The sequence below is a fragment of the Vibrio satsumensis genome, from assembly GCF_050337435.1.
Lineage (GTDB): Bacteria > Pseudomonadota > Gammaproteobacteria > Enterobacterales > Vibrionaceae > Vibrio > Vibrio satsumensis.
The window spans coordinates 1-25889 of the sequence record NZ_JAKJSX010000021.1; the positions used below are offsets into that span (position 1 = coordinate 1).

22 protein-coding genes, 1 tRNA gene and 1 rRNA gene are annotated in these 25889 nt (G+C 45.1%); 15 read left to right on the forward strand and 9 right to left on the reverse strand.

What is annotated here, in order from left to right; all coding sequences use genetic code 11:
• Positions 1–179 precede the first annotated feature (179 nt).
• Both rrf and L4C44_RS21700 read left to right on the forward strand, forming a co-directional pair.
• Positions 180–295: ribosomal RNA gene (gene rrf / locus L4C44_RS21695) — 5S ribosomal RNA — on the forward strand.
• A gap of 43 nt (positions 296–338) precedes the next feature.
• A tRNA-Asp gene (locus L4C44_RS21700) sits at positions 339–415 on the forward strand.
• A 763-nt stretch (positions 416–1178) separates the two neighbouring features.
• Here the strand turns inward: L4C44_RS21700 and L4C44_RS21705 are convergent.
• From L4C44_RS21705 to hemC, 4 genes are read right to left on the reverse strand one after another with little or no spacing between them, the layout of a single operon-like run.
• Entirely contained in the window at positions 1179–2360 is a 1182-nt protein-coding gene (locus L4C44_RS21705; RefSeq protein WP_428805693.1) for a heme biosynthesis protein HemY, read from the reverse strand.
• Positions 2360–3586 carry a uroporphyrinogen-III C-methyltransferase gene (locus L4C44_RS21710; protein ID WP_428805694.1) on the reverse strand — a complete coding sequence of 409 codons (1227 nt, stop codon included), beginning with the start codon at positions 3584–3586 and terminating at the stop codon, positions 2360–2362. The genes L4C44_RS21705 and L4C44_RS21710 overlap by 1 nt, the downstream gene beginning before the upstream one ends.
• A 19-nt stretch (positions 3587–3605) precedes the next feature.
• The gene (locus L4C44_RS21715; RefSeq protein WP_132982608.1) at positions 3606–4334 is read right to left on the reverse strand and encodes a uroporphyrinogen-III synthase; all 729 of its coding nucleotides are present in this window, start codon (positions 4332–4334) and stop codon (positions 3606–3608) included.
• Between the two features lie 2 nt (positions 4335–4336).
• Positions 4337–5275, reverse strand: a complete 939-nt coding sequence (gene hemC, locus L4C44_RS21720) for a hydroxymethylbilane synthase (RefSeq protein ID WP_019825210.1) — start codon at positions 5273–5275, stop codon at positions 4337–4339.
• 344 nt (positions 5276–5619) lie between these two features.
• Between hemC and L4C44_RS21725 the strand changes: the two genes are divergently transcribed.
• On the forward strand, positions 5620–8148 hold the full coding sequence (locus tag L4C44_RS21725) for a class I adenylate cyclase (protein ID WP_210447737.1): 2529 nt from the start codon (positions 5620–5622) through the stop codon (positions 8146–8148).
• Positions 8149–8217: 69 nt separating this feature from the next.
• Here L4C44_RS21725 and cyaY read toward each other — a convergent pair whose 3' ends face one another.
• A complete protein-coding gene (gene cyaY / locus L4C44_RS21730; RefSeq protein WP_132982606.1) occupies positions 8218–8532 on the reverse strand; it encodes an iron donor protein CyaY in 315 nt (104 codons plus the stop codon).
• Positions 8533–8607: 75 nt separating this feature from the next.
• Between cyaY and lptM the strand changes: the two genes are divergently transcribed.
• The 8 genes from lptM (at position 8608) to L4C44_RS21770 (ending at position 18579) form a co-directional block, all read left to right on the forward strand.
• Positions 8608–8724: an LPS translocon maturation chaperone LptM gene (gene lptM, locus L4C44_RS21735; RefSeq protein WP_407829960.1), complete on the forward strand. Its 117-nt coding sequence runs from the start codon at positions 8608–8610 to the stop codon at positions 8722–8724.
• A gap of 41 nt (positions 8725–8765) precedes the next feature.
• Entirely contained in the window at positions 8766–10019 is a 1254-nt protein-coding gene (gene lysA / locus L4C44_RS21740) for a diaminopimelate decarboxylase (protein ID WP_061019782.1), read from the forward strand.
• An 11-nt stretch (positions 10020–10030) separates the two neighbouring features.
• The gene (dapF, locus tag L4C44_RS21745) at positions 10031–10861 is read left to right on the forward strand and encodes a diaminopimelate epimerase (protein WP_060983632.1); all 831 of its coding nucleotides are present in this window, start codon (positions 10031–10033) and stop codon (positions 10859–10861) included.
• Between the two features lie 45 nt (positions 10862–10906).
• Entirely contained in the window at positions 10907–11605 is a 699-nt protein-coding gene (locus L4C44_RS21750; RefSeq protein ID WP_132982604.1) for a DUF484 family protein, read from the forward strand.
• Positions 11574–12506 carry a tyrosine recombinase XerC gene (xerC, locus tag L4C44_RS21755; RefSeq protein WP_017061015.1) on the forward strand — a complete coding sequence of 311 codons (933 nt, stop codon included), beginning with the start codon at positions 11574–11576 and terminating at the stop codon, positions 12504–12506. The genes L4C44_RS21750 and xerC overlap by 32 nt, the downstream gene beginning before the upstream one ends.
• A 15-nt stretch (positions 12507–12521) precedes the next feature.
• Positions 12522–13238 (forward strand): 5-amino-6-(5-phospho-D-ribitylamino)uracil phosphatase YigB, encoded by a 717-nt coding sequence (gene yigB / locus L4C44_RS21760; RefSeq protein WP_017071800.1) that lies wholly within the window; start codon positions 12522–12524, stop codon positions 13236–13238.
• Between the two features lie 169 nt (positions 13239–13407).
• The gene (locus L4C44_RS21765; RefSeq protein ID WP_428805695.1) at positions 13408–15906 is read left to right on the forward strand and encodes a bifunctional diguanylate cyclase/phosphodiesterase; all 2499 of its coding nucleotides are present in this window, start codon (positions 13408–13410) and stop codon (positions 15904–15906) included.
• Positions 15907–16098: 192 nt separating this feature from the next.
• On the forward strand, positions 16099–18579 hold the full coding sequence (locus L4C44_RS21770) for a bifunctional diguanylate cyclase/phosphodiesterase (protein ID WP_146489795.1): 2481 nt from the start codon (positions 16099–16101) through the stop codon (positions 18577–18579).
• 180 nt (positions 18580–18759) lie between these two features.
• Here L4C44_RS21770 and L4C44_RS21775 read toward each other — a convergent pair whose 3' ends face one another.
• Together L4C44_RS21775 and L4C44_RS21780 are read right to left on the reverse strand one after the other, a co-directional pair.
• A complete protein-coding gene (locus tag L4C44_RS21775) occupies positions 18760–19356 on the reverse strand; it encodes a tRNA-uridine aminocarboxypropyltransferase (RefSeq protein ID WP_146489794.1) in 597 nt (198 codons plus the stop codon).
• A 2-nt stretch (positions 19357–19358) separates the two neighbouring features.
• Positions 19359–20903 carry a COG3650 family protein gene (locus L4C44_RS21780; RefSeq protein ID WP_428805696.1) on the reverse strand — a complete coding sequence of 515 codons (1545 nt, stop codon included), beginning with the start codon at positions 20901–20903 and terminating at the stop codon, positions 19359–19361.
• A gap of 39 nt (positions 20904–20942) precedes the next feature.
• On the opposite strand from L4C44_RS21780, the gene L4C44_RS21785 reads away from it, so the two are divergent.
• Positions 20943–21410 (forward strand): EVE domain-containing protein, encoded by a 468-nt coding sequence (locus L4C44_RS21785; protein ID WP_076651395.1) that lies wholly within the window; start codon positions 20943–20945, stop codon positions 21408–21410.
• 74 nt (positions 21411–21484) lie between these two features.
• On the opposite strand, the gene L4C44_RS21790 is transcribed toward L4C44_RS21785, so the two are convergent.
• Both L4C44_RS21790 and L4C44_RS21795 read right to left on the reverse strand, forming a co-directional pair.
• Positions 21485–22312 (reverse strand): Cof-type HAD-IIB family hydrolase, encoded by an 828-nt coding sequence (locus tag L4C44_RS21790; protein ID WP_146489792.1) that lies wholly within the window; start codon positions 22310–22312, stop codon positions 21485–21487.
• 176 nt (positions 22313–22488) lie between these two features.
• A complete protein-coding gene (locus L4C44_RS21795; RefSeq protein ID WP_146489791.1) occupies positions 22489–23475 on the reverse strand; it encodes an alpha/beta fold hydrolase in 987 nt (328 codons plus the stop codon).
• Positions 23476–23556: 81 nt separating this feature from the next.
• On the opposite strand from L4C44_RS21795, the gene rhtB reads away from it, so the two are divergent.
• From rhtB to L4C44_RS21810, 3 genes are all read left to right on the forward strand, one after another.
• Entirely contained in the window at positions 23557–24174 is a 618-nt protein-coding gene (gene rhtB / locus L4C44_RS21800) for a homoserine/homoserine lactone efflux protein (RefSeq protein WP_210447744.1), read from the forward strand.
• A gap of 45 nt (positions 24175–24219) precedes the next feature.
• Positions 24220–25440, forward strand: a complete 1221-nt coding sequence (locus L4C44_RS21805; RefSeq protein ID WP_285954868.1) for an EAL and HDOD domain-containing protein — start codon at positions 24220–24222, stop codon at positions 25438–25440.
• Positions 25441–25539: 99 nt separating this feature from the next.
• Positions 25540–25881, forward strand: coding sequence for an ArsR/SmtB family transcription factor (locus L4C44_RS21810; protein ID WP_146489789.1), 342 nt, complete (start codon positions 25540–25542; stop codon positions 25879–25881).
• Positions 25882–25889 lie beyond the last annotated feature (8 nt).

Consider the following 25889-nt stretch of genomic DNA (forward strand, 5'->3'; position numbering starts at 1 on the left):
TAGGCAGGGTGTGTAAGTGCTGCGAGGCATTGAGCTAACCTGTACTAATTGCCCGTGAGGCTTAACCATACAACACCCAAGGGGTTTTGTGGACTCAAAGACAGACCTTGAATGAGTTTGAAGAGAAACTTTTATAGCTCTATTAAATAGAGAAGCAGCTTTCCGAATTTTAAAATTTGCTTGGCGACCATAGCATTGTGGACCCACCTGATTCCATGCCGAACTCAGAAGTGAAACACAATAGCGCCGATGGTAGTGTGGGGCTTCCCCATGTGAGAGTAGGACATCGCCAGGCTTTATATTTGAACACTTGTCAGCGACGACAAGTCTTCCACTGCGGAGTGGTAGTTCAGTTGGTTAGAATACCGGCCTGTCACGCCGGGGGTCGCGGGTTCGAGTCCCGTCCACTCCGCCACTTATTAGAAAAGCCCTGCTAGCAATAGCAGGGCTTTTTTACATTTGAAGAAAAGTGTTTTTCTCTAGCAGAATCAGTCCCACAAAGGTTTAGTCCTCAATTGGCGACCCTGCGTTTAGCGTTCTCGCTACTCCCTTCATTACGTATTAGAAACCCTAGTTTGACGACTAGGCTTTCGTCGTTTCCGATATCTGAGTTTTATTATCTGTCTCCGAGATCTTTACTTCCTATTAATTTGAACTGGCTGATAAAGATGCTTCGTTTTTAATAACAAGGTTTTGTTGGTCTGTAACTCTTGTTTTATCCCTTTTACTTCATGAATGAATCTACAGGGTTGTTACGTGAAGCCTCGGTTATAACGGTTTATAGTTGGACTATTGATGGCTATTTTGTTAATTCACCGTGACTTTAAGTGGGCATCTGTCTGCGGGTAAATATCTTTAAACGCCTTTTCTCAAGGTGATCTCCATTTACTCTTGGGCTTAAAGGTGTCACTTTTCTCTATGATTCCTCTTGAATCTCTTCTAAGAGCTTGTTTATAAAAATCGTAAACTACATACAGACACAATTAAAGTAGTTCTATGTGTGTTTGGGAGGCCCTAACGCACAATTTCATAGTTACTTTAATACACTTGGTTTGGTGGGGAAGGCGAGTAAGGGCTCGATAGATTATGGTTTATAAGTATCGTTGAGGTTATCTGGGGATAAACAACAGATATAAAAAAGCCGATGCTGGGCATCGGCTTCGTTGAGTTGCTTCGAGTTAAGCGGGTTGAACTAGAGCGAGCGCTTTACGAGAAACCTCGTGAGCTGCTTTCGTTAAGTTTTGCTTCTCTAGTGCGTCAGATAGATATCCGTAATCTGAAACATTTGAACGAAGTGCTAGCGCTTTCTCAAAGTGGCTTTGTGCTTCTGCCCACTTCTGCTCTCTTAGGTAGAACTGAGCCAACGCGCTGTGTGCTTCAGCATTATCACTGTCTTTACTGATTGCACGTTCTAGCATAACCACGACTGGGTGGTGATCGGCTAGGTTCAGCTCTGGAAGCAACATGTAGAGCTCATTTGAACCACTCTTTGCAATGTTCTCTTTAATCACTGTGAACGCTTCTGTGTCAGCTTTACGAGCAATCAGTTGTTTCACAAAGCATGATACAAGGTGCGAACTTTGTTTCTGCTTTCTTGAAAGCTTGTTCCAATGGCTAATTAAACCTTCGCTACCTTGCTGTTGCGCGACATCATGAAGTAAACCACATTGTGCTTTCTGCTCCAACTCAACTTGCTCATCAGCTGTTAGAAGTTTGTTCTTTACTAACTTCGGCGTTAATTCTAGCAATGGCTGCCATAACTTAAGTTGCATATAGGTGGCTTTTAACAGGCTAAGTACAGCAGTGTTATTAGGGTATGTGCCTTTTAGGGTAGAAAGTGTATCGAATGCGGCTTCGTAGTTTGACTCACTGATCTGTTGTTTTGCTTTAGTTAGCTCTACCGCCAGTAGTGAGTCGTCCTGTTGGCTAGCAAGCTTGATGTACTTATCACGCTCACGTGTATTACCTTGTTCGTGCGCCGCTTGAGAAGCGACTAAATAACAAAGTAGAGGCATGTCGTGATGGTTAGCCCAACGAGTTACCTTCTTCTCAGCGTTTTTCCAGTCACCTTCAAGCAGCTTGATGATGCCTTCGTTGGTATAACGACGAGAACGTTTCAGTTTACGAACACTGAACCAGTTCCAAGTTGTCGAGCTTGCGTACATAAGCTTTTTAAACAAGTACTCTAAGCCGAACAGAGCAGCTAGAAGAGCAATAACAAAGATAACCAGTGTTGTCACGCTCATCTCAATGGTCTTATTCGCAATTGAGATCAGAACGTAGCCTTGTTGACCAGAGAACTGAGTACCAACAATTAACCCAGCACCGAGAACGAGAAAAAGAAAAATCCAACGAATCATTATTTTTCCTCCGTGGTCATAACGGTGACTTCACGTCGTAGGCGCTCACGTATCACATCTGATAACTCATTCTGAGACTCAAGCTTTACAGGGTATTTCACAGAGATGTTCTGTTCACTTAACTGTTTAATCGCTTTCTCAAATTCAATCACTGAGTTGTTATCTTGGTTTAGGTACGCTTTCGACCACTCGCTAGCGGTATTAAGAGCTACACTATAGAGTTCACCTTGCTCTTTGTAGACGGCGCGAATCGCGGTCTCTAATTTACCTTTGATGTTTTCACGCAGGTAGAAGTGTTGCTCAGGAGATAGTAGAGGGATAACTTCGCCATCACGACTGCGGAATGTGATGAAGTTTTCTGAGAAGTCTTTCATCGACGTCATCAGGTTATTTTGCCAATCATTAATATCTTGCGATACTGCTTTTTTCTCAACAACTGCGGCTTCTGGAAGAATAGCATTGGCAAGCGGCAGCGAATCGACTTGCTGCTGAAGACTTGTGATGCGTAGAACTAAGCCATCACGGTCGATCAGAGGAATAGTGCGAAGCTTGGTAATGTCATTGGTCATTGATTGACGCAGTGACACTAAGCTAGGGTCGTTCAGTGCTGCGATACGTTGATCGGCACTTTCCATTAACTTAGTTGCGCTAACGGCATCATGCTCTAGAAACAGTTTACGTCCTGCTAGTTTCACAAGGTAATCGGCTTCGGCAAGTAACCAGTCATTCGGGCGGCGACCTTTAACGTCAGCCACTGCTAACTGTAGGCTTTGAATGCTCTTTTGCTGTTGAGACTGTACTACCTGAGTTTTCTCCACCGCGTGCGACGCTTCTTGGATAGTCTCTTGCTTGATGGTTTGCAGGTCTTTATTTACTGCAGATTGGGTATTCTGAAGTTGCGCTTGAAGAGTGGCGATTTGAGCTGAGTACTCAGCACTCTTTTGCTGCATTTGAAATGCGATACCGCCACTGAAAATAATAGAAATAGCGATCGCAATAGCACCTAGCTTGACACCGCGCTTACCTTGCTTTTCTGCTTTCTCTATTTGCTCTTTATGCTCAGCTTGAGGCTGTTCATTATTAGCGGTATTTGAGATAGAGGCATCGAGCTTCTGTTCAGATTGTTTTGTCTCTGTAGAGTCAGCTTTTTCGTTTTCAACAACTACTGGCTGAGTGTCTTGTTTCTTTTCAGGTTCAATATGCTCATTATTTTTTTTGCTTGTCATGCTTATTTCCTGTTTCTAGCTAGGGCCGGAGAGCAGCCAGTAATATTTGGTTCGTAGCACTGTGAGTATTGGTCACGTTCGAGAAACCGAGTTGTTGTGCTCGTTCTACAATGCGCTGGCTTGGGACAAATAGATGTCTTGTTGACAGCCAAGCCAAATACTCATCAGGGGTAATTGAGCAGAGATACTCCAATTGTTCCTGACTAGTGATGACAACTTTGGACGCTTTTTTGTTTATCCATGTTTGATAGGTATTGTGGTCGCTAATGGGAATATATTCTCTACGGTAGGTCTCACAATAAGAGACTTGTGCACCTCGATTGAGTAGGGAATCTCTAATGAGCTCACGCCCACCATTACCACGTAGTATCAAAACGGACTTATTTTCTACGCCATTAAGTTCAGTAAGTTTAAGAAGATGTTCACTATCACTAACTTGAGGGTAGTTTACTTTTTGTTTACAGACTTTGCTTAAAACGTGCGCAGTTTTTTGACCAACGCCAAGATAAAGCGGCGAAGTGGGCCAAATGGATGAGGTTTTCGAAAGGATGTTTTGAGCAGCGGTCACGGCGTGGTGACTGACTGCAATAATGATATCGCTGTTATTAAGCTGGGTGCTTAAATCCGAAGAGTTTGGATTATCAACGATACGAATCAGCGGATGATGGATTGCTTGAATTCCTTCATCCGCTAGTTGTTGGCAAAGCGATTGCCCCTCTGAACCGGGGCGAGTCACCAACACAGTCATGGTTATTCTTGGTCAGCGTAGAGTTTGGTTAGGATTTCTCTTGCACCATCATCCAGCAATTGATTTGCTAGAGTCACGCCAAGCGCTTCTGCGTCTTTACGAGGACCAGAGATCTCACCACGAACCATCTTCGAACCGTCCGGTTCACCAACTAATGCACGTAGCCAGATGTTGTTGCCATCTAATAGTGAATAGCTACCGATAGGCACCTGGCAACCACCTTCTAGAGTAAGGTTCATTGCTCGCTCGCAAAGTACACGATCAGCCGTGTCTTTATGATTCAGCGGCTCAAGAAGCTTGATTAGACGTTCATCATCTAGACGGCACTCAATACCAACAGCGCCTTGGCCTACAGCTGGTAGAGACTGTTCTGGTTCGATGAAGCTGCGAATACGCTCTTCTAGCTCTAAACGCTTAAGGCCAGCAGCAGCCAGTACGATCGCATCGTATTGACCATCATCGAGTTTACCTAGACGAGTACCAACGTTGCCGCGCAGCTCTTTGATGATTAAGTCAGGGCGAGACTCAAGTAATTGACACTGACGACGCAGGCTGCATGTACCCACGACGGCACCTTGTGGTAGCTCGTCGATATTGTTGTAGGTATTTGAAACGAAAGCATCACGAGGATCTTCACGTTCACAAATCGTCACCAGACCTAGACCTTCTGGGAAGTCTACTGGGACATCTTTCATTGAGTGAACTGCTAGGTCAGCACGACCTTCTAGCATTGCTACTTCAAGTTCTTTAACGAACAGGCCCTTACCGCCAACTTTAGCAAGCGGAGTATCGAGGATGATGTCACCTTTGGTCACCATAGTTACCAACTCAACCTCTAAACCAGGGTGAGCAGCTTGCAGTGCATCCCTTACAAAGTATGCCTGCCAAAGGGCAAGAGGGCTTTTTCTGGTCGCGATACGGATTGGTGCTGAATTTGTCATGGTGGTTCCGATATAGGTTCTGTAATAGCCTAATCCTACCATTATGAGGCGAGAATTCTTACTGTTTGATCATTCGATACTTTGATAGCTGAGAGATTTTCATTAGTTCACCAAAATAGTGTGATTGGTATCTCATTTGAAACATGGGCTATTATTAGAAATAGTCAATAAAGAGGACACTACGGCGCCGTGAGTTTAACTTTCTGTCATCAAGGAATTGACCAGTATGACGGATTCCTTTGCTTTACCACTAAGGGTAAAAGTGTTAAATTGATCACGTTTTGTTGCTGCTTTCGTTCAGTAACTAAACAGAACTGCACTTAACCTCAAACCAAGGACTTACCTTGCAGGCTTACACTCAAACTTTGATTCAACGATTAGACAATCTAAATCAGCAGCGCATTGATCGTGCGTTGGCGTTGATGAATGTGCAAGGCCAGCGAGTTTTCAACCTTATTCCCGCACTGCTTCACTTCAATCACCCGATGATGCCGGGTTATTATGACCAACAAGTTCCTTTTGGAATTCGTAGCTTCACGCTTAATGAATTCCAAAAGCAATTTGTCTCTGATACCGAATTAACGCTGGGTGGCAAACTTACCGAGGCTGCTGAACCTGCAATCCTTGGCTTGTACACCATGGGTAGTACTTCTTCTATTGGGCAAAGTACCTCAAGTGATCTTGATATCTGGGTGTGTGTGTCTCCAGATATGGATGGCGCATCTCGTGATAGCCTTACCAACAAATGTTTGCTAATTACCGATTGGGCTGAGACCTTAGGTGTGGAAGCTAACTTCTTCTTGATGGATGAAGAGCGTTTCCGTTCGAATCATTCGGAAGAGATGACCGGTGATAACTGTGGTTCTTCACAGCACTTGTTACTGCTTGATGAGTTCTATCGCTCAGCGGTTCGTTTAGCCGGTCAACGTTTGTTGTGGCAAATCATTCCGCCTGAAATGGAAGAGTGCTACGACGAGTATGTTCAAGGTTTATGTCAGGACGGCTATCTTGATTGCTCGCAGTGGATCGATTTCGGTAAGCTAAATCGTATTCCCGCTGAAGAGTACTTTGGTTCAAATCTATGGCAGCTCTATAAGAGTATCGACTCTCCGTATAAATCGGTGTTAAAGGCGATCCTGTTAGAAGCCTATTCATGGGAATACCCAAACACTCAACTGCTGAGTATTGATACCAAGCGTCGCTTCTTCGCGGATGAACCGGATCTGTATGGCATGGATAGCTACTATCTGATGCTTGAGAAGGTAACGCGCTATCTAGAACGCATTAACGACCACACTCGATTGGACTTGGTGAGACGTTGTTTCTACCTTAAGACCCACGAGAAGTTGTCACGAGATGCGGGCATTGGTTCTGTTGCGTGGCGTCGTGAAGCCTTAACTGAGATGACTAAGTCTTGGAATTGGGGACATGAAACCATTGCTGAGCTCGATAACCGCCGTAACTGGAAGGTTGAGCAGGTTAAAGTGGTACACCATGCACTGCTTGATGCCTTGATGCTGAGCTATCGTAATCTGATTCAATTTGCGCGTCGCAACGACATCACTTCTGCAATTAGCCCACAAGATATTAGTATTTTGGCGCGTAAGCTTTACGCTGCGTTTGAGGTATTGCCAGGTAAAGTGACGTTACTGAATCCGCAAATCTCTCCTGATCTGCATGAACCAGACTTGAGCTTTATCGAAGTTCGTCAGGGTCAGTCGAATAAAGCCGGCTGGTACCTGTATAAGCAGCCATTGGTAGCGCATCGTATTCTTGGTCAGCCTTCACTTGAGCACCATGAGTACTTGAGTAAACTGGTTGCTTGGTCATTCTTTAATGGCTTGATTACGGAGTCGACGCGTTTGCACTCTGTGGTGCGTGATGCTCACATTGATATCGATAAGTTCTATCAAATGGTGAGCGATCTGCGTAATACGTTTTCTTTGCGTAAGCGTCGCCCGAGTATGCAAGCACTGGCGAGTCCGTGTGAGATAAGCCAGCTCGCGATGTTCATCAACTTTGAAAATGACCCAACTTCTGAGTTAAGTGGTCGTGCATTAAAAGTGGACCTCAAGAATGCTGATATCTTCAGCTTTGGTGAAGAAGGTAAGAGCTTAGTCGGCAGTGTCGATCTGGTTTATCGTAACTCTTGGCATGAAGTACGTACGCTTCATTTCCAAGGTGATACAGCAATGCTGGATGCACTTAAAACGGTTCTTGGCAAAATGCACCAAGATGCGTTGCCGCCAGAGTCGGTGGATGTGTTCTGTTACAGCAAAAACCTGCGTGGTGTGATGCGTAATATGGTGTATCAACTGCTTGCTGAGTGTATCGACTTACGATTGAAACCGATTGAACCAGAGAAGCGTCGCCGCTTTAAGGCTATTCGTTTAGCTAATAAGATGTTTGGTCTGTTCTTCGAGCGTCGTGGTGTATCGGTACAGATGTTGGAAAATTCGGTTGATTTCTACCGTAGTATCTCAACCAATAAGTTGAAGGGTTCACCTTTGCTGATGCTCGATAAAGAGCAGGAGTATCAACTGCCAGAGGTGGTGGATGGTTTTGCGAGTGAGGGTTTAATTCAGTTCTTCTTTGAAGATACCGATAAAGGTTTTAATATCTATGTATTGGACGAGTCGAATCAAGTAGAGGTGTATCACCAGTACAATGGTGAAAAAGATGAGATGATCGCGAACGTGAATTCTTTCTACACATCGGTAAAAGATGAGTCGAAGATGTCGTCTAAGTTGATTAACTTTAATCTACCTCAGTACTACCAAATCGTTCACCCAGAAGAGGGCAACTCCTACGTTGTGCCTTATCGTAACGATGCAACTTTAGCTTCTCGGAGCTCAAAGATAGTCAACATTTAGGTTATTTAGACTGATTGATACTAAAAAGGAGTGATTGATTCACTCCTTTTTAGTTTTGCTTACAAATGATTAGACCCAATCAATCTCTTCACCTGCGTGCTTCACGCATTCTTCTTTAACCATCTCAAACAGCTCCATGCCCGTCTTAGAACATGTCCATTTGTTATTGATCAGCTTGAAGTGAAAGCCACCAGATTTAGACGCTAACCAGATTTCTTTCATTGGTTCTTGGCGGTTGATAATGATTTGGCTGCGGTTCTCAAACTCGAGCGTCATTACGTTACCAGTCACTTCGTAATCAATATCTGCCTCTGATTCATCGATAGCTTCTTCGATGTTTTGCATCTGTATATCGACCAGCTGATGAAATTCAGTCTCGTTCATCCTTTCTATCCTATTGCTTTTCTTGAGTGTGGTGCGATTATAGGGGGCATTGAGTTAATAATCACGATATGCAAAATGAAAAAATTAATTACCGCTCTGTTTATGGTGTCCGTTATTGGACTTTCTGGTTGTGGTCAAACGGGTCCGTTATACGATCCTGATGAAGTTCAGCAGACTGAACAATCACAATAAGTGAAACACGCAGAAATCGTTATTTATAAGGGATAAGAACTTTGGATTACTTCAACTATCAGGAAGATGGCCAGCTTTGGGCTGAGGACGTCGCACTTTCACAACTCGCAGAGCAATATGGTACGCCGCTGTATGTATACTCTCGTGCAACATTAGAGCGTCATTGGAACGCGTTTGACTCATCGGTTGGTGAGCATCCGCACTTGGTGTGTTATGCCGTTAAAGCTAACTCGAACCTTGGAGTGTTGAATACTTTGGCTCGTTTGGGTTCAGGTTTTGACATTGTTTCTGGCGGTGAGTTAGAGCGTGTAGTAGCTGCTGGTGGCGATCCGGCAAAAGTTGTGTTCTCTGGTGTCGGTAAAACAGCTGCTGAAATGAAGCGCGCACTTGAGTTGAACATTAAGTGTTTCAACGTAGAGTCTGAGCCAGAACTTGAGCGACTGAATAAAGTTGCTGGTGAGCTTGGTGTTAAAGCGCCAATTTCATTACGTATCAACCCAGATGTTGATGCCAACACTCACCCTTATATTTCTACTGGTCTGCGTGATAACAAGTTTGGTATTGCTTTCGACCGTGCTCCAGCCGTTTATGCGTTTGCACAAACACTCGATAACTTGTCTATTCATGGTATTGATTGCCACATTGGTTCTCAGCTAACGGATATCGAACCTTTCATTGATGCTACCGATCGCCTGCTTGCACTGATCGACCAACTACGAGCTGATGGTATCAACATCAAACACCTTGATGTCGGTGGCGGATTGGGTGTGGTTTACCGTGATGAATTACCACCACAGCCTTCAGATTACGCGAAAGCCTTATTGGCTCGCCTAGAGAATCATTCTGATCTAGAGCTGATTTTCGAGCCTGGAAGAGCGATTGCTGCTAACGCTGGTGTATTATTAACAAAAGTCGAGTTCCTCAAGCCAACCGAACACAAGAACTTTGCCATCATCGATGCAGCAATGAACGACCTGATGCGTCCAGCGCTTTACCAAGCTTGGCAAGATATTGTTCCAGTTAGCCCGAGACAGGGTGAAGCCGTGACTTACGATTTGGTTGGCCCAATTTGTGAGACGGGTGATTTCCTAGGTAAAGATCGTGACCTTGTTCTTGAAGAAGGTGATCTGCTAGCAGTTCGTTCTGCGGGCGCTTATGGCTTCGCGATGTCATCTAACTACAACACTCGTTCGCGTGCGGCTGAAGTGATGGTTGATGGCGATAAAACTCATTTGGTTCGTCAGCGTGAAGAGCTTGCGAGTCTATGGGAACTTGAAAACATTCTTCCGGAGTAATTTTAAGCGTTATGCACTTCCACTTTTCTAAAATGCATGGTTTGGGCAATGATTTCATGGTCGTGGACTGCATTACTCAAAATATTTTCTTTTCTCCAGATTTGATCCGCCGTTTGGCGGATCGTCACACTGGTGTGGGTTTCGATCAGCTACTTGTGGTTGAGGCTCCTTATGATCCTGAAACTGATTTCCATTACCGCATATTCAATGCGGATGGCAGTGAAGTGGAGCAGTGTGGTAATGGGGCTCGTTGTTTTGCACGATTCGTTCGCATGAAAGGCTTAACGAATAAGTACAGTATCAACGTCAGCACCAAGAAAGGTAAAATGGTTCTCAAAATTGAAGAGAATGACCTGATCACTGTGAACATGGGTATTCCTGAGTTCGAACCAGGTAAGATTCCATTCAAGGCAAAACAGCCAGAGAAGACGTATATCCTGAGAACGGATGTACATACTTTGTTCTGTGGTGCGGTAAGCATGGGTAACCCACATGTGGTTACCGTCGTTGATGATGTCGATACTGCTGATGTGGACACCCTAGGTCCGCTTCTCGAATCACACGAACGTTTCCCTGAGCGTGTTAATGCTGGTTTTATGCAAGTGGTTAGCCGTGAAGAAGTTCGTTTGCGTGTTTACGAACGTGGCGCGGGTGAAACTCAGGCATGTGGCAGCGGAGCGTGTGGCGCAGTTGCCGTTGGTATCACTCAAGGCTTACTGGCTGAGAATGTGAAGGTTCGTCTACCAGGCGGTGACTTACACATTAGCTGGCAAGGCCCGGGTAAACCTCTGTTTATGACCGGCCCGGCAACGCATGTGTTTGATGGTCAACTTTCTTGCTAATAACGATTTATAACCAATAGATTCATAAAACATAAAGGATAGGTTTTGTCTTACGTTGAAGCCGACGCACTCACCGCAGAAGTGGTCGCGGAATATTTACGTGATAACCCAGATTTTTTCCAAGACAGAAAAGATTTGGTTGATCGCCTTGCTATCAATAACGTTGAGCAGGGCGCTGTTTCTCTGGTTGAGATTCAGCTTAAACGCCAGCGTCATCGAATCGAAGAGCTTGAAGAAGAGATCACTGGCTTGATGTCGTTGGCGGCAAATAACGATAAAACCTTCTATGAGTTTATGGATCTGCAAGCGCAAGTGCTGAAATGCAGTGACTTCATGCAGGTGATAAAGGCCGTTGAACAAAAAGCGTTAGACCTTGGGCTTAAGGCTCATGTTCGAATTCTTTCACAATCGGGTTTTTATCATTTAAGTGCTGAGGGCTACTCTAAGTTTTCGCTGAACCATTTCAATGGCAAAGATGCTTATCTTGGGCGCTTGAGAAAAGCCGACAGACACGATTTGTTTGGTGATTATCCAGTTCCAGAGCTAGGCTCTTATGTAGTACTACCGCTTGCTAAGCAGTCTCCATTGGGGTTGCTCGCCTTTTCTAGTGAAGAAGGCGGACATTTCCAACCCCATATGGATACGCTCTTTTTACGTCATTTAGCACTTGTTGTCGCTCATTTGGCGGACACCTTACCTTGGCAGATAAATAATGAGCCTAGAGCCCAAAATACCTCTTCCTAACAGCCTTCAAAAGCCACTTTCTCGCTTCTATGAGTATCTCAGAAGCGAGAAGGGACTCAGCCTACACACTCAACGTAATTACAAACAACAACTTGAAACTATGGCCGGTCATTTAGTCACGCTAGGGCTAAAGGATTGGGGCCAGGTCGATGCAGCGTGGGTAAGACAACTTGCCAGTAAAGGCATGCGTGAGGGAATGAAAGCAAGCAGCATTGCAACACGCTTATCTTCACTGCGCAGTTTCTTTGATTTTCTTGTGTTGCGTGGAGAAATGACGGCCAATCCAGCCAAAGGTGTTTCTGCTCCACGTAAACAGCGTCCTCTGCCTAAAAACCTCGATGTTGATGAGGTTGGACAGTTGCTTGATGTTAACGAGGACGACCCACTGTCGATTCGTGACCGCGCGATGATGGAAGTGATGTATGGCGCTGGGTTACGACTGGCAGAACTGGTCGGTATTAACCTCAAAGATGTGTTGGGTCGCCAGGGTGAAATCCGAGTCATCGGTAAAGGCGATAAAGAACGCAAAGCGCCTTTTTCTGGTTTAGCTAAAGAGTGGGTCGATAAATGGCTTAAAGTTCGTGGTGAGTTGGCTTCACCGGGTGAAACCGCACTGTTTGTCTCGAAGTTAGGGACTCGTATTTCTCATCGAAGCGTGCAAAAACGTATGGAAGAGTGGGGAAAGAAGCAATCTGTCGCGAGCCACATCAGCCCGCATAAACTGCGTCACTCCTTTGCAACGCATGTGCTAGAGTCGAGCCAAAACCTTCGTGCTGTTCAAGAATTGCTTGGCCATGAAAACATCTCGACGACCCAAGTGTATACCCACTTAGATTTCCAACACTTAGCACAAGCTTATGATCAGGCTCACCCGAGAGCGCGTAAGAAGAACAAAGATTAGATTTAAGGGTTTACTATGCGAATTTATCGAGGGTTAAAGCCCATCAAAGCCATGACCTTTGACTTAGATGACACCCTGTATGACAACTGGCCTGTGATCATGAAGGTTGAGAAGGAGATGGCACAGTGGCTTTATCAAAAGCACCCAGTGTCGGCTTCTTTATCGCTCGAAGAGTGGCAGGGCATTAAGCAGCAAATCGCCTCTGAAAACCCAGCTTTGAAACATGATGTCACAGTATGGCGTGAAACTCAGATTAAAAGTGGTTTGCTGCAATTGGGTTATTCTCAGCAGCAAGCAGAACAAGCGGCTCGAGAAGGTATTGAGCATGCATTATGGCTACGTAATCAAGTCAATGTTCCTGACGAAACGCATCGTGTGATGACTGAGCTTAGTCAAGGCATTCCTCTAGTTGCGATTACTAATGGTAATGTCGACCCACACAAAATTGGCTTAGGGCAGTACTTTCAATTAATCCTTAAAGCTGGCCCTGATGGAAGAGCTAAACCCTGCCCAGATATGTTTGAAAAAGCTCAGCAACACCTAGATTGTGACGCTGAGAATATTCTTCATGTTGGTGATCACCTCAAAACGGATGTCTATGGAGCCAAGCAAAATGGCTTCCAAGCGTGCTGGTTTAATGACACTGGTTCCAATTTATACCTCTCTTCGAAGGCGAGCGTGCTCCCTGATGTTGAAATAGACCAACTTAGCGATCTTATGCGACTAATTTAATGGCTTGGTAAGCTTATTGTGTCGCATTTATGATAGTGAATTGTTACATTAGTCGCCTATAAAAGCCTGATTAGGCTAGGATAATTGGCGGCTACTTTTTATCGATTCATTTCAGTCATAGCAGTGGTTGCGGGTTCTCTACTCCATTAGAATTTGAACAAGGGTTGGCATGCAAACATTTACATTTCTCGCAAATACTGAGGCGTTGTTTAGAGCTCAACTTGATCAGCGAGAATGGTGTGACAGCAAACAGTACCTTATCCAAATTTTCTCAGCTCAATCTTCAGATCTAGCTCGTCAAATCGCGAGTGTCGCTCTCAATCGTTTAAACAATGCGACGCTAATTGGTCAGAGTGCTCGTCATGTTATCTGTGATAATTGCCTTGAAAGTGCATGCACCTTAGTCATCATCAGTGAGTTCAACGAAACCCATCTAACCTCGGCAGTCCAGCCTTTTACGGGTAATCCAAATCAAGATAGCCAAGACTTAGCTTTGCAACTGCACCTTACCGAAGGCACCAAAACGGTCATCAGTTTGTGCGATCAGGTCGAAGGGCGTGATTACCCTATCTATAGCGCTTTTGAAAACCTGCCTTACGCATTGCCGATTGCTGGTGGACTGTGCCATGAGAATGAATTTGGCCGTTGGGTTATGTATAACGAGCAAACCTACCAGCATGCCTGTGTTGCTGTGGCTCTGACTAACCCAAGATTGAAGGTTTGGTCGGATGCGTACTCTGAGTGGAACCCGATTGGGATGAAACTGCGAGTCACACATGCGGTCGGAAATCGCTTATACGCGTTGAATGACAAGCCGGCGATTGAAGTATTCAAACATTACCTTGCGGATGGCAAAGACCTTCCTTTTAGCCAACTGATGAGCTTTCCACTTTATCGAGAACTTGGCAGAAAGAAGGGTATTTCAACACCTCTACGCATTAATGATGATGGCAGTATCGAGTTTGATAGCCCTTGGCATGTCGGTGAAGAGGCGCAGTTTTGTTATAACCACCCCTCTTTGACCGCGGAAAAGGTGCGTCACGGTGCCGAGATGCTAGCCATGCATCAGCCTGAGTCGGTGATCATCTATAACTGTGTATCTCGACTTGAGTTTATCGACAGTAAACTTGAGCTTAAGCCATTTGAAGGGATAGTGAATACATGTGGTGCCTACTGCATGGGTGAGCTATACCGCAATGAAGACCGCCAAGAGATACTGCACCACAGCCTGACTTATATCGCTATGCGCGAGTCTGACGAGGTTAAAGAGTTTCGTTGTGAAGATTTTCAGTGTGGCTCAACAGTGTCGCCATTGCTTAACTTGGTCAGAAATGCAGTCGCTGATCTCGACAGTATGAATACCCAGATGGAGAAAAAACTCCATCAACAAGCGCGTCGCTTAACCGAGAGCTATCGCATTGACTCACGCACTGGCTTACCGAACCGTATTGTACTGAAGGAGCGCCTCAATACGATTCTATTTAGTGAACACTTACTCACGTTAAAGCTCACGAATTTCCATCAAGTTAACGAAAAATACGGCTATCAGGTGGGTGACCAGTTACTGCTTGACCTGTCTAATCACTTTATTGAGCGATTGCAGCTTCGTGTCGTGAAGGAGCCTCGCGTGAAGGTTGAGCTGTTCAGTATTGGGGTCGGAGAGTGGGCGATTATCTTTAACGCCAGTGTTGGTAGTACAAAAATAAAAGAAGGTTTCGTTGAGTTCGCCGATGAAATCGAACACATAAATTTTGAGCCATATGGTTTGGCTGATATTGATTACCTGTCTGTTTCTCTGTGTGGCGGCTTTGCTAGTCGTTGTGATTTCTTAACCGACAGCGGTGACGAGATCTTATTGAAAGCGATCGAAGCTCGACGTTATGGGGTGCGGAACAATACCCACATCACCAATGCCAAAGACATTCAGGTGAGCGAAGAGGACCGCAAAGAGCAGCTCGGTTGGTTGAGCTGTGTGAGCCGTGCGATTTTAGATCAGAACATCATTACCTACTCTCAGCCGATTGTGGAATCGGGCACTCACGAAATGATTGGCCAAGAGTGTTTAGTCAGAATCATGGAGTCGGACGGTACTATTGTGGCACCAGGAAAGTTCTTACCTATCATTGCCGACACGCACCTCTACACACGCCTTAGTCGACATATGATTAAGAGCACTATCGGTTATATGGCGGATAAACAGAGTTCGTTCTCTATCAATCTATCCCCACAAGATTTGTTGAGTGACAAGACGCTTGAGGTACTCGAGGCTGCGATCAGTGGTATGAACGATCCCACTCGACTTGGCTTAGAGGTTTTGGAATCTGAGCAAATCAAGGATTATGGCCGCATGATAGAGGTGTGTGATCACTTCCGTGCACTCGGGGCGAGAATCATTGTTGATGATTTTGGCTCTGGTTACTCCAATATTGATGAGATCATTAAGCTTGAGCCACAGATTATTAAGCTCGACGGTAGCTTGATTCGTAATATCGACAAAGACCAAAAACAAAGAAATATCGCTTCTCAGTTGGTTCGCTTATGCCAAGTGTTCAATGCTAAGACGGTTGCTGAATTTGTCCATAACCAACAGGTTTGTGAGATAGCAGAACAAATGGGTGTCGATTATCTGCAGGGTTATTACTTTGGTGAGCCTAAGCGATTGTTTTAGTTGTTAAAACTAATGGGTTCTCATGCCGGCTGGCTTCGAAAATGCTCAATCACCATTGATGTCTGCTTTGTGGTGGAATAAGTGATGTCTAACTAACGTCACATTATTTATAAGACGATTGTAAGTATTCCGTGCAAGCCTTATCTATAATAAGCACAATAACAAATCATTAACCTAGCGATTAATGTGAATATGCAGTCGACTTCTCTCCTGATACAAGACATTGAGCAAACCCAACGTGAATTGGAAAAGATAGATTTTCATCAACACGAAAGCCTACTAATTCAGGTGTTTTCGTCTTTCGAGAAGGGTTCTGTTGCGGCTGCCTGCCAAGTGATTCAATCGACTTTCCCCAATGCCAAACTGATTGGTTGCAGTGCTAACCACTACATCAGCCAAGGCGTCATCCTGCACCAAGGTCTTTATCTGATTGTTACCCGTTTTGACGCGACGTCTTACTCTTGTGGTGTTGTCGAATATAGCGAGCAACCATTGGTCGATAGCCACGCTATGTGGCAACAGCTTGAGTGCAATGATAATACTCAAAGCATCATCTGTTTCGCAGACCGCTTGCAGATAAATAACCGAGTTCTATTTTCAGCGTTTGAGCAGTCGAGATATTTATTACCTATCTGTGGTGGTGCATCGACCATCACAGATAATGGACGATGGGTGATGCTAAACGGTATTTGCTATGAAAATGCCTATGTGATGTTGGCGCTGCACAGTGCAGAGCTATCCATCACTAAAGGTTATTTCACTGAATGGAACCCTATTGGCCGGACTTTCCGAGTGACAGGAGCCCAAGATAACTGGTTGGTTGAATTGGATGGTATACCTGTTCGTGAGCTCTACAATCGTTACCTCGCTGATGGCCTTGAATTGCCTTTTGAGCAACTGCATAATTTTCCGTTGATGGTTGGTGATCCGAAAGAGCAAAGGATTCACTTACCGCTCAAGGTGACGGAATATGGAGAGATAGAGTTCAGTGGCCAATTCCAAGTGGGTGATGAGGTCCGGTTTTGTTATGACCATCCCTCATTGACCCTGGAGCAGGTCCGACTGGGGGTGCAACAGCTTGCCTCTCATAAGCCGGAACAGTTTTTTATCTATAACTGTATCTCTCGCATCGACTTTATTGATGGCAACCAAGAGGTTGAGGTTTTCCAGAAGCTGGCCGACAGCTATGGCGTGTACTGCATGGGAGAACTCTATCAAGAGAATGATCAACAGCGAATCTTGCACCATAGCCTCACTTACCTCGCATTAAGAGAAGGCGAGGGTAAGGTAGTATTGCCATTAGATACACAACCCGCGACCAATATATCCCCTCTGTTTTCATTGATCCGAAATGCACTGCTTGATGTCGATGACATGAACAACAGCATGGCGAGTAAGATTCAGCAACAAGCCACCGCATTAACGGCGAGCTACCGAATTGATCACCGTACTGGCTTGCCTAATCGAAGTGTATTGCGTGAGAAGCTGTCGAAGATGAGCAGTGATAGCCACTTGTTAGCTTTGAAGGTCACGACCTTTGGTCAGATCAATGAAAAGTACGGCTATCGAGTGGGTGACAAGCTTCTGCATGACTTGAGTGAGTATTTTCAAAAGGCGCTGTGGCAGTTCTTTGATGAGGGATGTCAGCTCTACAGTATCGGTATTGGTGAGTGGGCAGTGGTGTTCGATAGCTGGGCGAGCCAAGAACATATTCATCAGCGATTCTCGGAGTTTGCCGATCAAACCGAGCATGTAAATTTCGAACCTACAGGTTTACCCGATATTGATTACTTGTCGGTGTCTATCTGTGCGGGTATTGCTAGCCGTCGAGATTTCCCAACGACCTCTATTGATGACTTATTATTGAAGGCGATTGATGCGAGGCGCAGTGCCGTCAGCCAGAATAAACACTTAGTGAGTGCTAAGACGTTAATTCAACTGGAGAAGCATCGCCAAGAACAACTGGGTTGGTTGTCGTGCGTGAGTCGTGCTGTGCTTAATCAGAATATTGTGGCGTGTTCTCAACCGATTGTTTCGGCGCATAGCCATCAGGTAGAGAGCTACGAGTGCTTGGTTCGAATTGAAGAAGACGGTCAGTTGATTGCACCGGGTAAGTTTTTGCCAATCATAGAAGGAACGCACCTCTATACACGCCTCAGTCGTCAGATGATAACGCGTACCTTTGATTTTATGAGTCAGCGAACCGATTCGTTCTCAATTAATTTAGCGCCACAAGATTTCAGCAATGAGAAAACCATTCTTCATCTTGAACAAGCCATCAAGAAAATCAGTCACCCACAGCGTATTGGTTTAGAAGTGCTGGAAACGGAACAAATTCAGGATTACGGTCGCTTGATTGAGGTGTGTAACCACTTCCGTGATCTTGGTGTGAATATTATTGTCGATGACTTTGGTTCAGGCTATTCGAACATTGATGAGATATTGAAGCTAGAACCACAAGTCATAAAGCTTGATGGTAGTCTAATTCGCAATATCGATACGGATAAAAAGCAACGTAAGATAGCGCAACAGCTGGTGAGCTTATGTCAGATTCTGAATGCTAAGACGGTGGCGGAGTTCGTACATAATGAACAGGTGTGTCGAATCGCAGAGGATATGGGTGTCGATTACCTGCAAGGTTACTACTTTGGTCAGCCTCAACGCTTATTCTGATAGGGAGAGTAAAATCTCTTTTCAACGAACAGCCAGAGTGTGCGTTTCACGTGAAACACTAAATGGTTCAATAGATTAAAGTCCGATGTAAAAAGGGTGAGCTTATGGCTCACCCTTTTTGTTTTTAGTATCTGTCCCGTCCTGAAATTTGTTTATTGCCTTCCCGCGCGCCTATTTGGTCTATTTGAGGGCATGGCCACACTTGTCGGCATGGAATACCTTTAGATACTGTTGGTAGTAGTCATCAATGAGTTTGGCAGGTTCACCCTCACCTAAAGACTTGAGTAACTCAACGCCCACCTCGCAAGTACACAAGTGGCCACTGTCTTGATTACGGCGCAAGGTGTATGAAGATACGCTAATGATGTCGAGGTGAACTTGTGGAACGGCTTGTAACCATGAGCTCTTGTTAAGCATCTTCTTCGCTTCTTGCCATGTGCCATCTAAGATGATGAATAGCGGTTTACGACTCAGGGCTTGGGTCATCACAGCTTGCTGGCACTCGATACTTTTATCACTTGGGAATAACAGAAACGGTTGCCGTGTTTCATCGTCAAGCAGCGCCATTAGCTCCGCTGGTGGTGTTTTCCTTTGCCATACAAGGGACCGACACTGATCAAGGGATTGCTGAAGCAGCTTTCCGGTATTGGTATCGCGCGACAGTTCATTCTCATGAGTGAGCAGTACAAGATCGATTTGGCTTTCGACACTCGGTATCAGGTGACAAATACATTGGTGAGTGAAGCCACAACCAGGGCAAGCTTGTAGGTTACTCATGTTTACAGCTTAACCCCACTTTGTGCAGGTGAGACACCATCAGCAAACAAAACCACATCGCTGATGTCAGCATCATCTGCAATTGGAGCAACACTTGGGTTGAGTGGGTAGCTCACACCAGAGTATGACAATGTGTGTTTCGCTGGTGTTGCACCGCCGCCGCTGACATTGAAGATCAGATCTTGCCAGCCGTGGTTTTGTGATTTACCTAAGCGTATGTCGCCCTTAACTAGTGTCACTCGGCTATTGAAGCGCCAATTATCTTGATGGTTTTCGAAAATCAGCAGTGTACAGCCACCAGAACCACACCAATCGAGTTGGGCGAACAGCTCTTCTTTACCGTCGCCATTGAGGTCGTAGGTTAACCAGCGGTATTTGGTGTCGTCAGGTGAGCTGCTGTTGATCTTAAAATACTCGCGGATCGCTTGGTCAACTTTTTGATCAAGTTGATCACTGGAGTTGACCTGCTTTGCGGTTAGATCAACGTTAGCGGTGGTGTTGACTTGCGCTTGTGCACTCTTAGCTTCGAATAGCACCAGACCGCCATTGGCAATCGGGTAGACAACGTTGCCCACTTTTTCTTTTTCAGCGACCAGTTTGCCGTTATCGAGCGTGAAGATGCGCTCAGAGATCAAATACTGTTGCTGGTGGTGAGTCATAACCACTTGTACCTGATTTTGGTTGAGTTGCTGCCAGAAGCCTTGTTCAACAATAGAAGGGTCTCCATTGCTGTACGAGTATGTCGTAATGGCGCTATGGTCATCGTTGAGCTCAAGGTTGATAGAGAATCCAGTGTTCTGCGTTGAGCTAGCGAAGTAGAGTCCGCTCCAGTCCAGTGTTGGATCTTGGTTAGAGACCGTTGCACAGCCATTATAGTTGCTGTCATTGAGGTTAAGCTTGGCATGCCATCCATAGATAGAATCGCTCATGCCGTCGCTGCAACTCTCTTTTGTAAGGTAGAGTTTGCCTTGCGCTGTTTTACCTTCTAATTGGTAATCACGACTGCTTGGTGTGGTGCGGCTTGATTCAATATCGAGGATCTGTGGCTGTTCGCCCATCTTAGTGTATTTGAGCTGGTCTTTATCGAAGCTTGCTGACCAGAAAGGTTCATTGCCGAATACACGTGTTGAACGCAGGGGTTGGTTACAACGATCAGGGTTTTCTGCGGTTAGGATATTCACTTGATCAACCACGAAACGTGCCGTGAAATCTGCGTTATACCCTGTTTGGCTCGGTACGGTTAGATGACCAATCAGCTCGCCGTACAAGGCTTGGTAAGGTCTCGCTGAGAGCCCTTGCGCTTCTAATGCGAGTTCTGGTGTTAAATCTAACCAGTATTGTTGTTGGCTACCGCAAGGGGTGAAGGTTCGGCTCTCATGGCCAACCACAACTTGACCACGCATGATGAAGGTTTGCGGTTGAATGCTCAGTGGCGCATCCAAGGTTGCTGGTGGAACTTCAGATTGTTGCGGTGTATCTGGCGCCGTTACACAACCTTGTAGCGCGAATGCGACTAGCCATGTCACTGGGTTTTTCATTACCTTCATGTTATATCTTCCTCGGAGCAACCGTTAATTGGATTTATTATGGCATATTGGTTATTTAAAACAGAACCCGACACCTTTTCTATTCAGACTCTTAGAGTACAAAAAACCTCTTGTTGGGAGGGTGTACGCAACTATCAGGCTCGAAACATGATGCGTGATGATGTCAAGCTTGGAGACTTGGTGATGATATACCACTCATCATGTAAAAAAGTTGGCGTAGCAGGGATCGCAAAAGTAACCAGAGAAGCCTACCCAGATCATTTTCAATTCGATCCCGAGAGTGATTACTACGATCCTAAATCTTCTCTTGATAATCCTCGCTGGATTATGGTGGATGTCGAGTTTGTACGAGTGACTGAGCGTTTGATTCCCTTAGCAACATTGAAAGCTATGCCAGAGCTATCAGAAATGCCATTGGTGAAGCGCGGTAATCGCTTGTCCATCATGCCTGTTACTGAACAGGAGTGGCAGGCCATCTTAAGCAAAGAAGTACTCGGTTCTCGCTAACCTTAGAGGAAGCTTTTAGCGTAAGGTTCAAAAAAGGCAGCCATTGGCTGCCTTTATGTTTTTATTGGGACTGCTTAGAGTAGGTGTTTTTCTAAGTAGTGAGCAACGGCGTCGTCTGCGTTGCTGCCAATCACTTCATTGTCTGGCAGAGCTTTCATCACTTTCTCGTGTGATGTGCCCATGATCAGGCCTTTACCCGCCATAGCTAGCATCTCAGCATCATTCATACCATCACCAAAGGCGATGCAGTTATCAAGAGTCAGGTTCAGTGATTTCGCAACCGCGTCTAACGCATGGCCTTTCGATACTTCTGCTGCCATCACTTCTAGACACCAAGGTGTTGAGAAAGCGATGTTCAATTTGTCGCCAAACATGTCTCTTAGCTTTTGTTCAAACGTCACTAGGTATTCATGGTCTTGTTCTGGGTGTGTGAAGAAAACTTTCGCAATGCCATCACTCGGCGCGTTGTCAGCTTCAAATCGCTTGTAGCTAAAGCCAGACTCACTGTGGAACTTAGCCAGCATTTCATCTTCACGATCCAGCAACCAATCTTCATTTTGGTACATGTGAATGAAGATGTTTGGATCTTGGCGAACCACATCAATAACAGGCTGAACTAAATCCTGAGGCACGTTCTGGCTATACATTAGCTGATCATTTTGGTCGTGTACGCGCGCACCGTTTGAAGTGATCATGTAGGCCGGAATACCAGCAATCTCTCGAATACCCGCAACATCGACATGGTGGCGACCCGTCGCGAAGATAAAGGTGTAACCTTGGTCGTGTAACTTCTTGAGTGTCAGCTTGGTAAAATCGCTTAACTGATGGTTGGGAGCCAGAAGCGTACCATCTAAATCAGAGGCAACGATTTTCACGGAATCTTTAAGTGCAGGAATAGTCATTTAACCCTCATTGCAAAATGCTTAACCAATATCGACACCAGCCAATGCTAGCGCCCTTTGAAATACAATATCTCTATCTAGAAATTGTATGCCAAATTCACGCAAGAAAAGAGGGCAAAGCTCACTTACTTCTCTTCCTCTTTAGCACATATCTTCTTGGTAGGTTGCTTAGCGTGTTAGCTCTGGGAAAAAAACTGATTGATCGCATCCAGTGTTTGATTGCGGTATTCATCTTGCTCAAACAACACTTCATGCCTAGAACCTTCAATCAACTTAAACTGGCAATTAGAGTTCGTTTTCTTCAGTTTAGAGATGAACTTTACTTGGGCACTGTTGCTGACAATCTTCTCTTCCCCTGCTTGAATCAAAAGCAGTGGGATTTTGATTTGGCGAGTTTGTTGGATGGCCTGCTTGGCTGCCATTAACCCTTGCCACACCCAGCGTGTGCTCGGTCCGCCTACCTGCAAAGAGGGTGACTCGTCATACAAACGGCGGAACCACTGATAGCGAACCTTGCTGTGGCTCAGTAAGTTGTTTTCGAAAGGTTTTGAGTAATACGCTTGTTGGCCTGGCGCATAAGTTGGTTTAGCGTGATACGCGGTAAGCACTTGTCCAACAACCATCGCGATAGGTTTTAGGTACCATTCAGTGTTGATGCCAAACATCGGCGCACACAGGGTTACCTTATCAAACGGGTGATCCGGATGAGTCTGTAGATAGCGAGTCGCGATGGTACTGCCCATTGAATGCGCAAGAAGATAACGCTCGGTATATTTACTTAAGTCAAAACTGGCAATGATGTCAGACATGTCTGATGCATAATCATCGAACTCATGAATGTGACCAATGTCAGAGTCTGTTACCATACGTTCCGACTGACCTTGACCTTGGTGGTCAAATGAATAAACGTCATAGCCTTGTTGATAGAAATCATAAAAGAGTTCTTGGTATTTTAGGCAGCACTCGATACGGCCATTTGAAATAACGATGGCTTTGGTATGAGTCGGTGAGGTTAGGCTACACCAGTACAGCTTCTTTTTACCGGATGATGTTACATACCCATCTTTTCGTTGTTGCCAAAGAGTGGGGATCGGGTGTTTAATCGCTTGCTCGAACTGAGGTTCTTGCGTGTAAGAAAACGGGGCGACGCTGTGGTTTTCCATGGGAAATTACCTGAACTGGTGCATGTGAGAGCTTTATCGCTACTAATGTTGTTAGATTAAAGAACTAGTAAGGAAATGCAAATGGATACTCATGTTTGGCTTGCTTATGTCGTCACGGCGATATTGTTTAGTTTGGCTCCGGGTTCAGGTACCGTTAACTCAATCAGCAATGGACTAAGTTATGGTACCAAGAAGTCGCTCGCGTCGATCGCAGGCTTACAGCTCGGTCTTGCATTCCACATAATGCTGGTGGGCGCGGGTATTGGCGCATTAGTCGCTCAATCTGCGTTGGCATTCACTATCATCAAATGGGTGGGCGTGATTTACCTTCTTTGGTTGGGTATTCAAAAGTGGCGTGACAACTCTAGCTTAGTGGCCTCACAAGAAAACTCGACGCTATCGAGTGGCAAGCTGCTTAGAAATGCGGTGCTGATTAACCTTACCAACCCAAAATCTATCGTATTTTTGGTGGCTTTGTTTCCTCAATTTATCGATCCCACACAACCACAAGCACCGCAGTTATTAGTGCTAGGTGTGACGACGGTATTCATTGATAGCGTTGTTATGTTGGGCTACACCTCATTAGCTTCACAAATGGGACGTTTTATTCGTTCAGATCGCATAATGGGTAAGATAAATAAAATCTTTGGTGGTATGTTCATGGGCTGCGGCGCATTGCTGGCTGCCGCTAAAGCCTAGTGAAAGCAATAGAGTTATAGTTAAATCAATTAGAGTTATCAAGAAATGACCGCTACGTACGTTGCTCGACAACCTATCTTAAACCGTAACAAGAACACACTTGGTTATGAGCTGCTGTTTCGTGACGGAGAAAGGAATGCCTATCCAGCGCATATAGAGTCTAACAGAGCAACGTATCGTCTGATTGTTGAGAATTTCTTGTCGGTTGGTCTTAACCCGTCGATCCCATCTTCACGTTGCTTTATTAACTTCCCGTATCAAAGCTTGATTCGTCGGTTGCCTTTGAGCTTGCCGAAAGACAAGGTTGTGGTTGAGATCCTTGAAACCTGCCAACCGACCGACGAATTATTAGAAGCCGTTAAAGAGCTATACCAAGCGGGGTACATGATTGCTCTAGATGACTTTACTTCGACGCCAGAATGGGAGCGTTTCCTTAAATACACACATATTGTTAAGCTCGATATCATGCAGATGGGCTTGGATGAGGCGTGTGATTTGGTAAAAGCTCATCAAGGGAAAAAGTTTAGCTTTCTTGCTGAACGAGTCGAAACCGAACAAGAATTCCAGCAAGCCAAAGAGGCGGGCTTTAAGTTCTTCCAAGGCTATTTCTTTAGTAAACCGGAAATCATCAAGACCAAGTACATCAGCCCTGAACAAGTGATTGCCATGGAGCTGTTCCAAGAAGTGTGTAAGCCGGATGTCGACTTCCAACGTGTCGAGAGCATCGTCGCGAAGGATGTCGCTTTGTCTTATAAGCTACTGCGCTTTGTGAACACAATGTCGCCTCGTCTTGAGGTAACTATTTCGTCATTCCGTCAGGCCTTGGTTTACTTGGGGCAAGAGAAGCTGAAAATGTTTGTTTCGCTGGCGGTGGCGTCTTATGTCTCTGATAAAAAGCCGAAAGAGTTGTATGGCTTGTCTTTACAGCGAGCGCAATTTTGTCAGCGTATGTCTCGTTATCAGGTATTTGAAGGGCACACTGAGCAAGCCTTTATGATTGGTTTGTTCTCATTGTTGGATGCATTGCTCGATCTATCGTTAGAGAATTTAGTTGAGCAACTGCCTTTGTGTAAAAGTATCAAGGTGGCTCTGCTACGTAGAGAAGGGCCATATGGTACCTTGCTCGCGCTTGAAGAGAGCTTTGAACATGCCGATTGGCAACAGCTTGATGAGCACTGCGCTGATTTAGGATTAAGCGTGGATCAGGTAAAAACGGAGCTTACCGAAGCTCGCCGTTGGAGTCATACCGTGACCAACAAGCTCTGATGTTTCTTCGTTAAACTTTTATGACAATTGAAACGCACGCCTTGACGTGCGTTTTTTTATAATTAATATATGCGCATATCCATATATGAGTATGTAGTTATGCTTCCTCACCAATTTTTTAAATTACTGTCTGATGAAACGCGAGTGCGTTGCTTAATGATGATTGTGCGCCAAGAGTGCCTCTCTGTTGGTGAGTTGACTCAGGCATTACAAGAAAGTCAGCCAAAGGTTTCACGCCACCTTGCGCAGTTGCGCTCAAACGGCATTTTGACTGACGTTCGCCAAGGACAATGGGTTTTCTACCGCTTGTCCAAAGATTTACCGGGTTGGATGCTAAAGTTAATTGATGACCTTATCGCATCGAACTGTTTGAAAACTGAATATCAACAAGACATTGAACGCCTAGAAGCTATGACTTCACGCCCTCAATGTTGCGTTTAATTGAATAT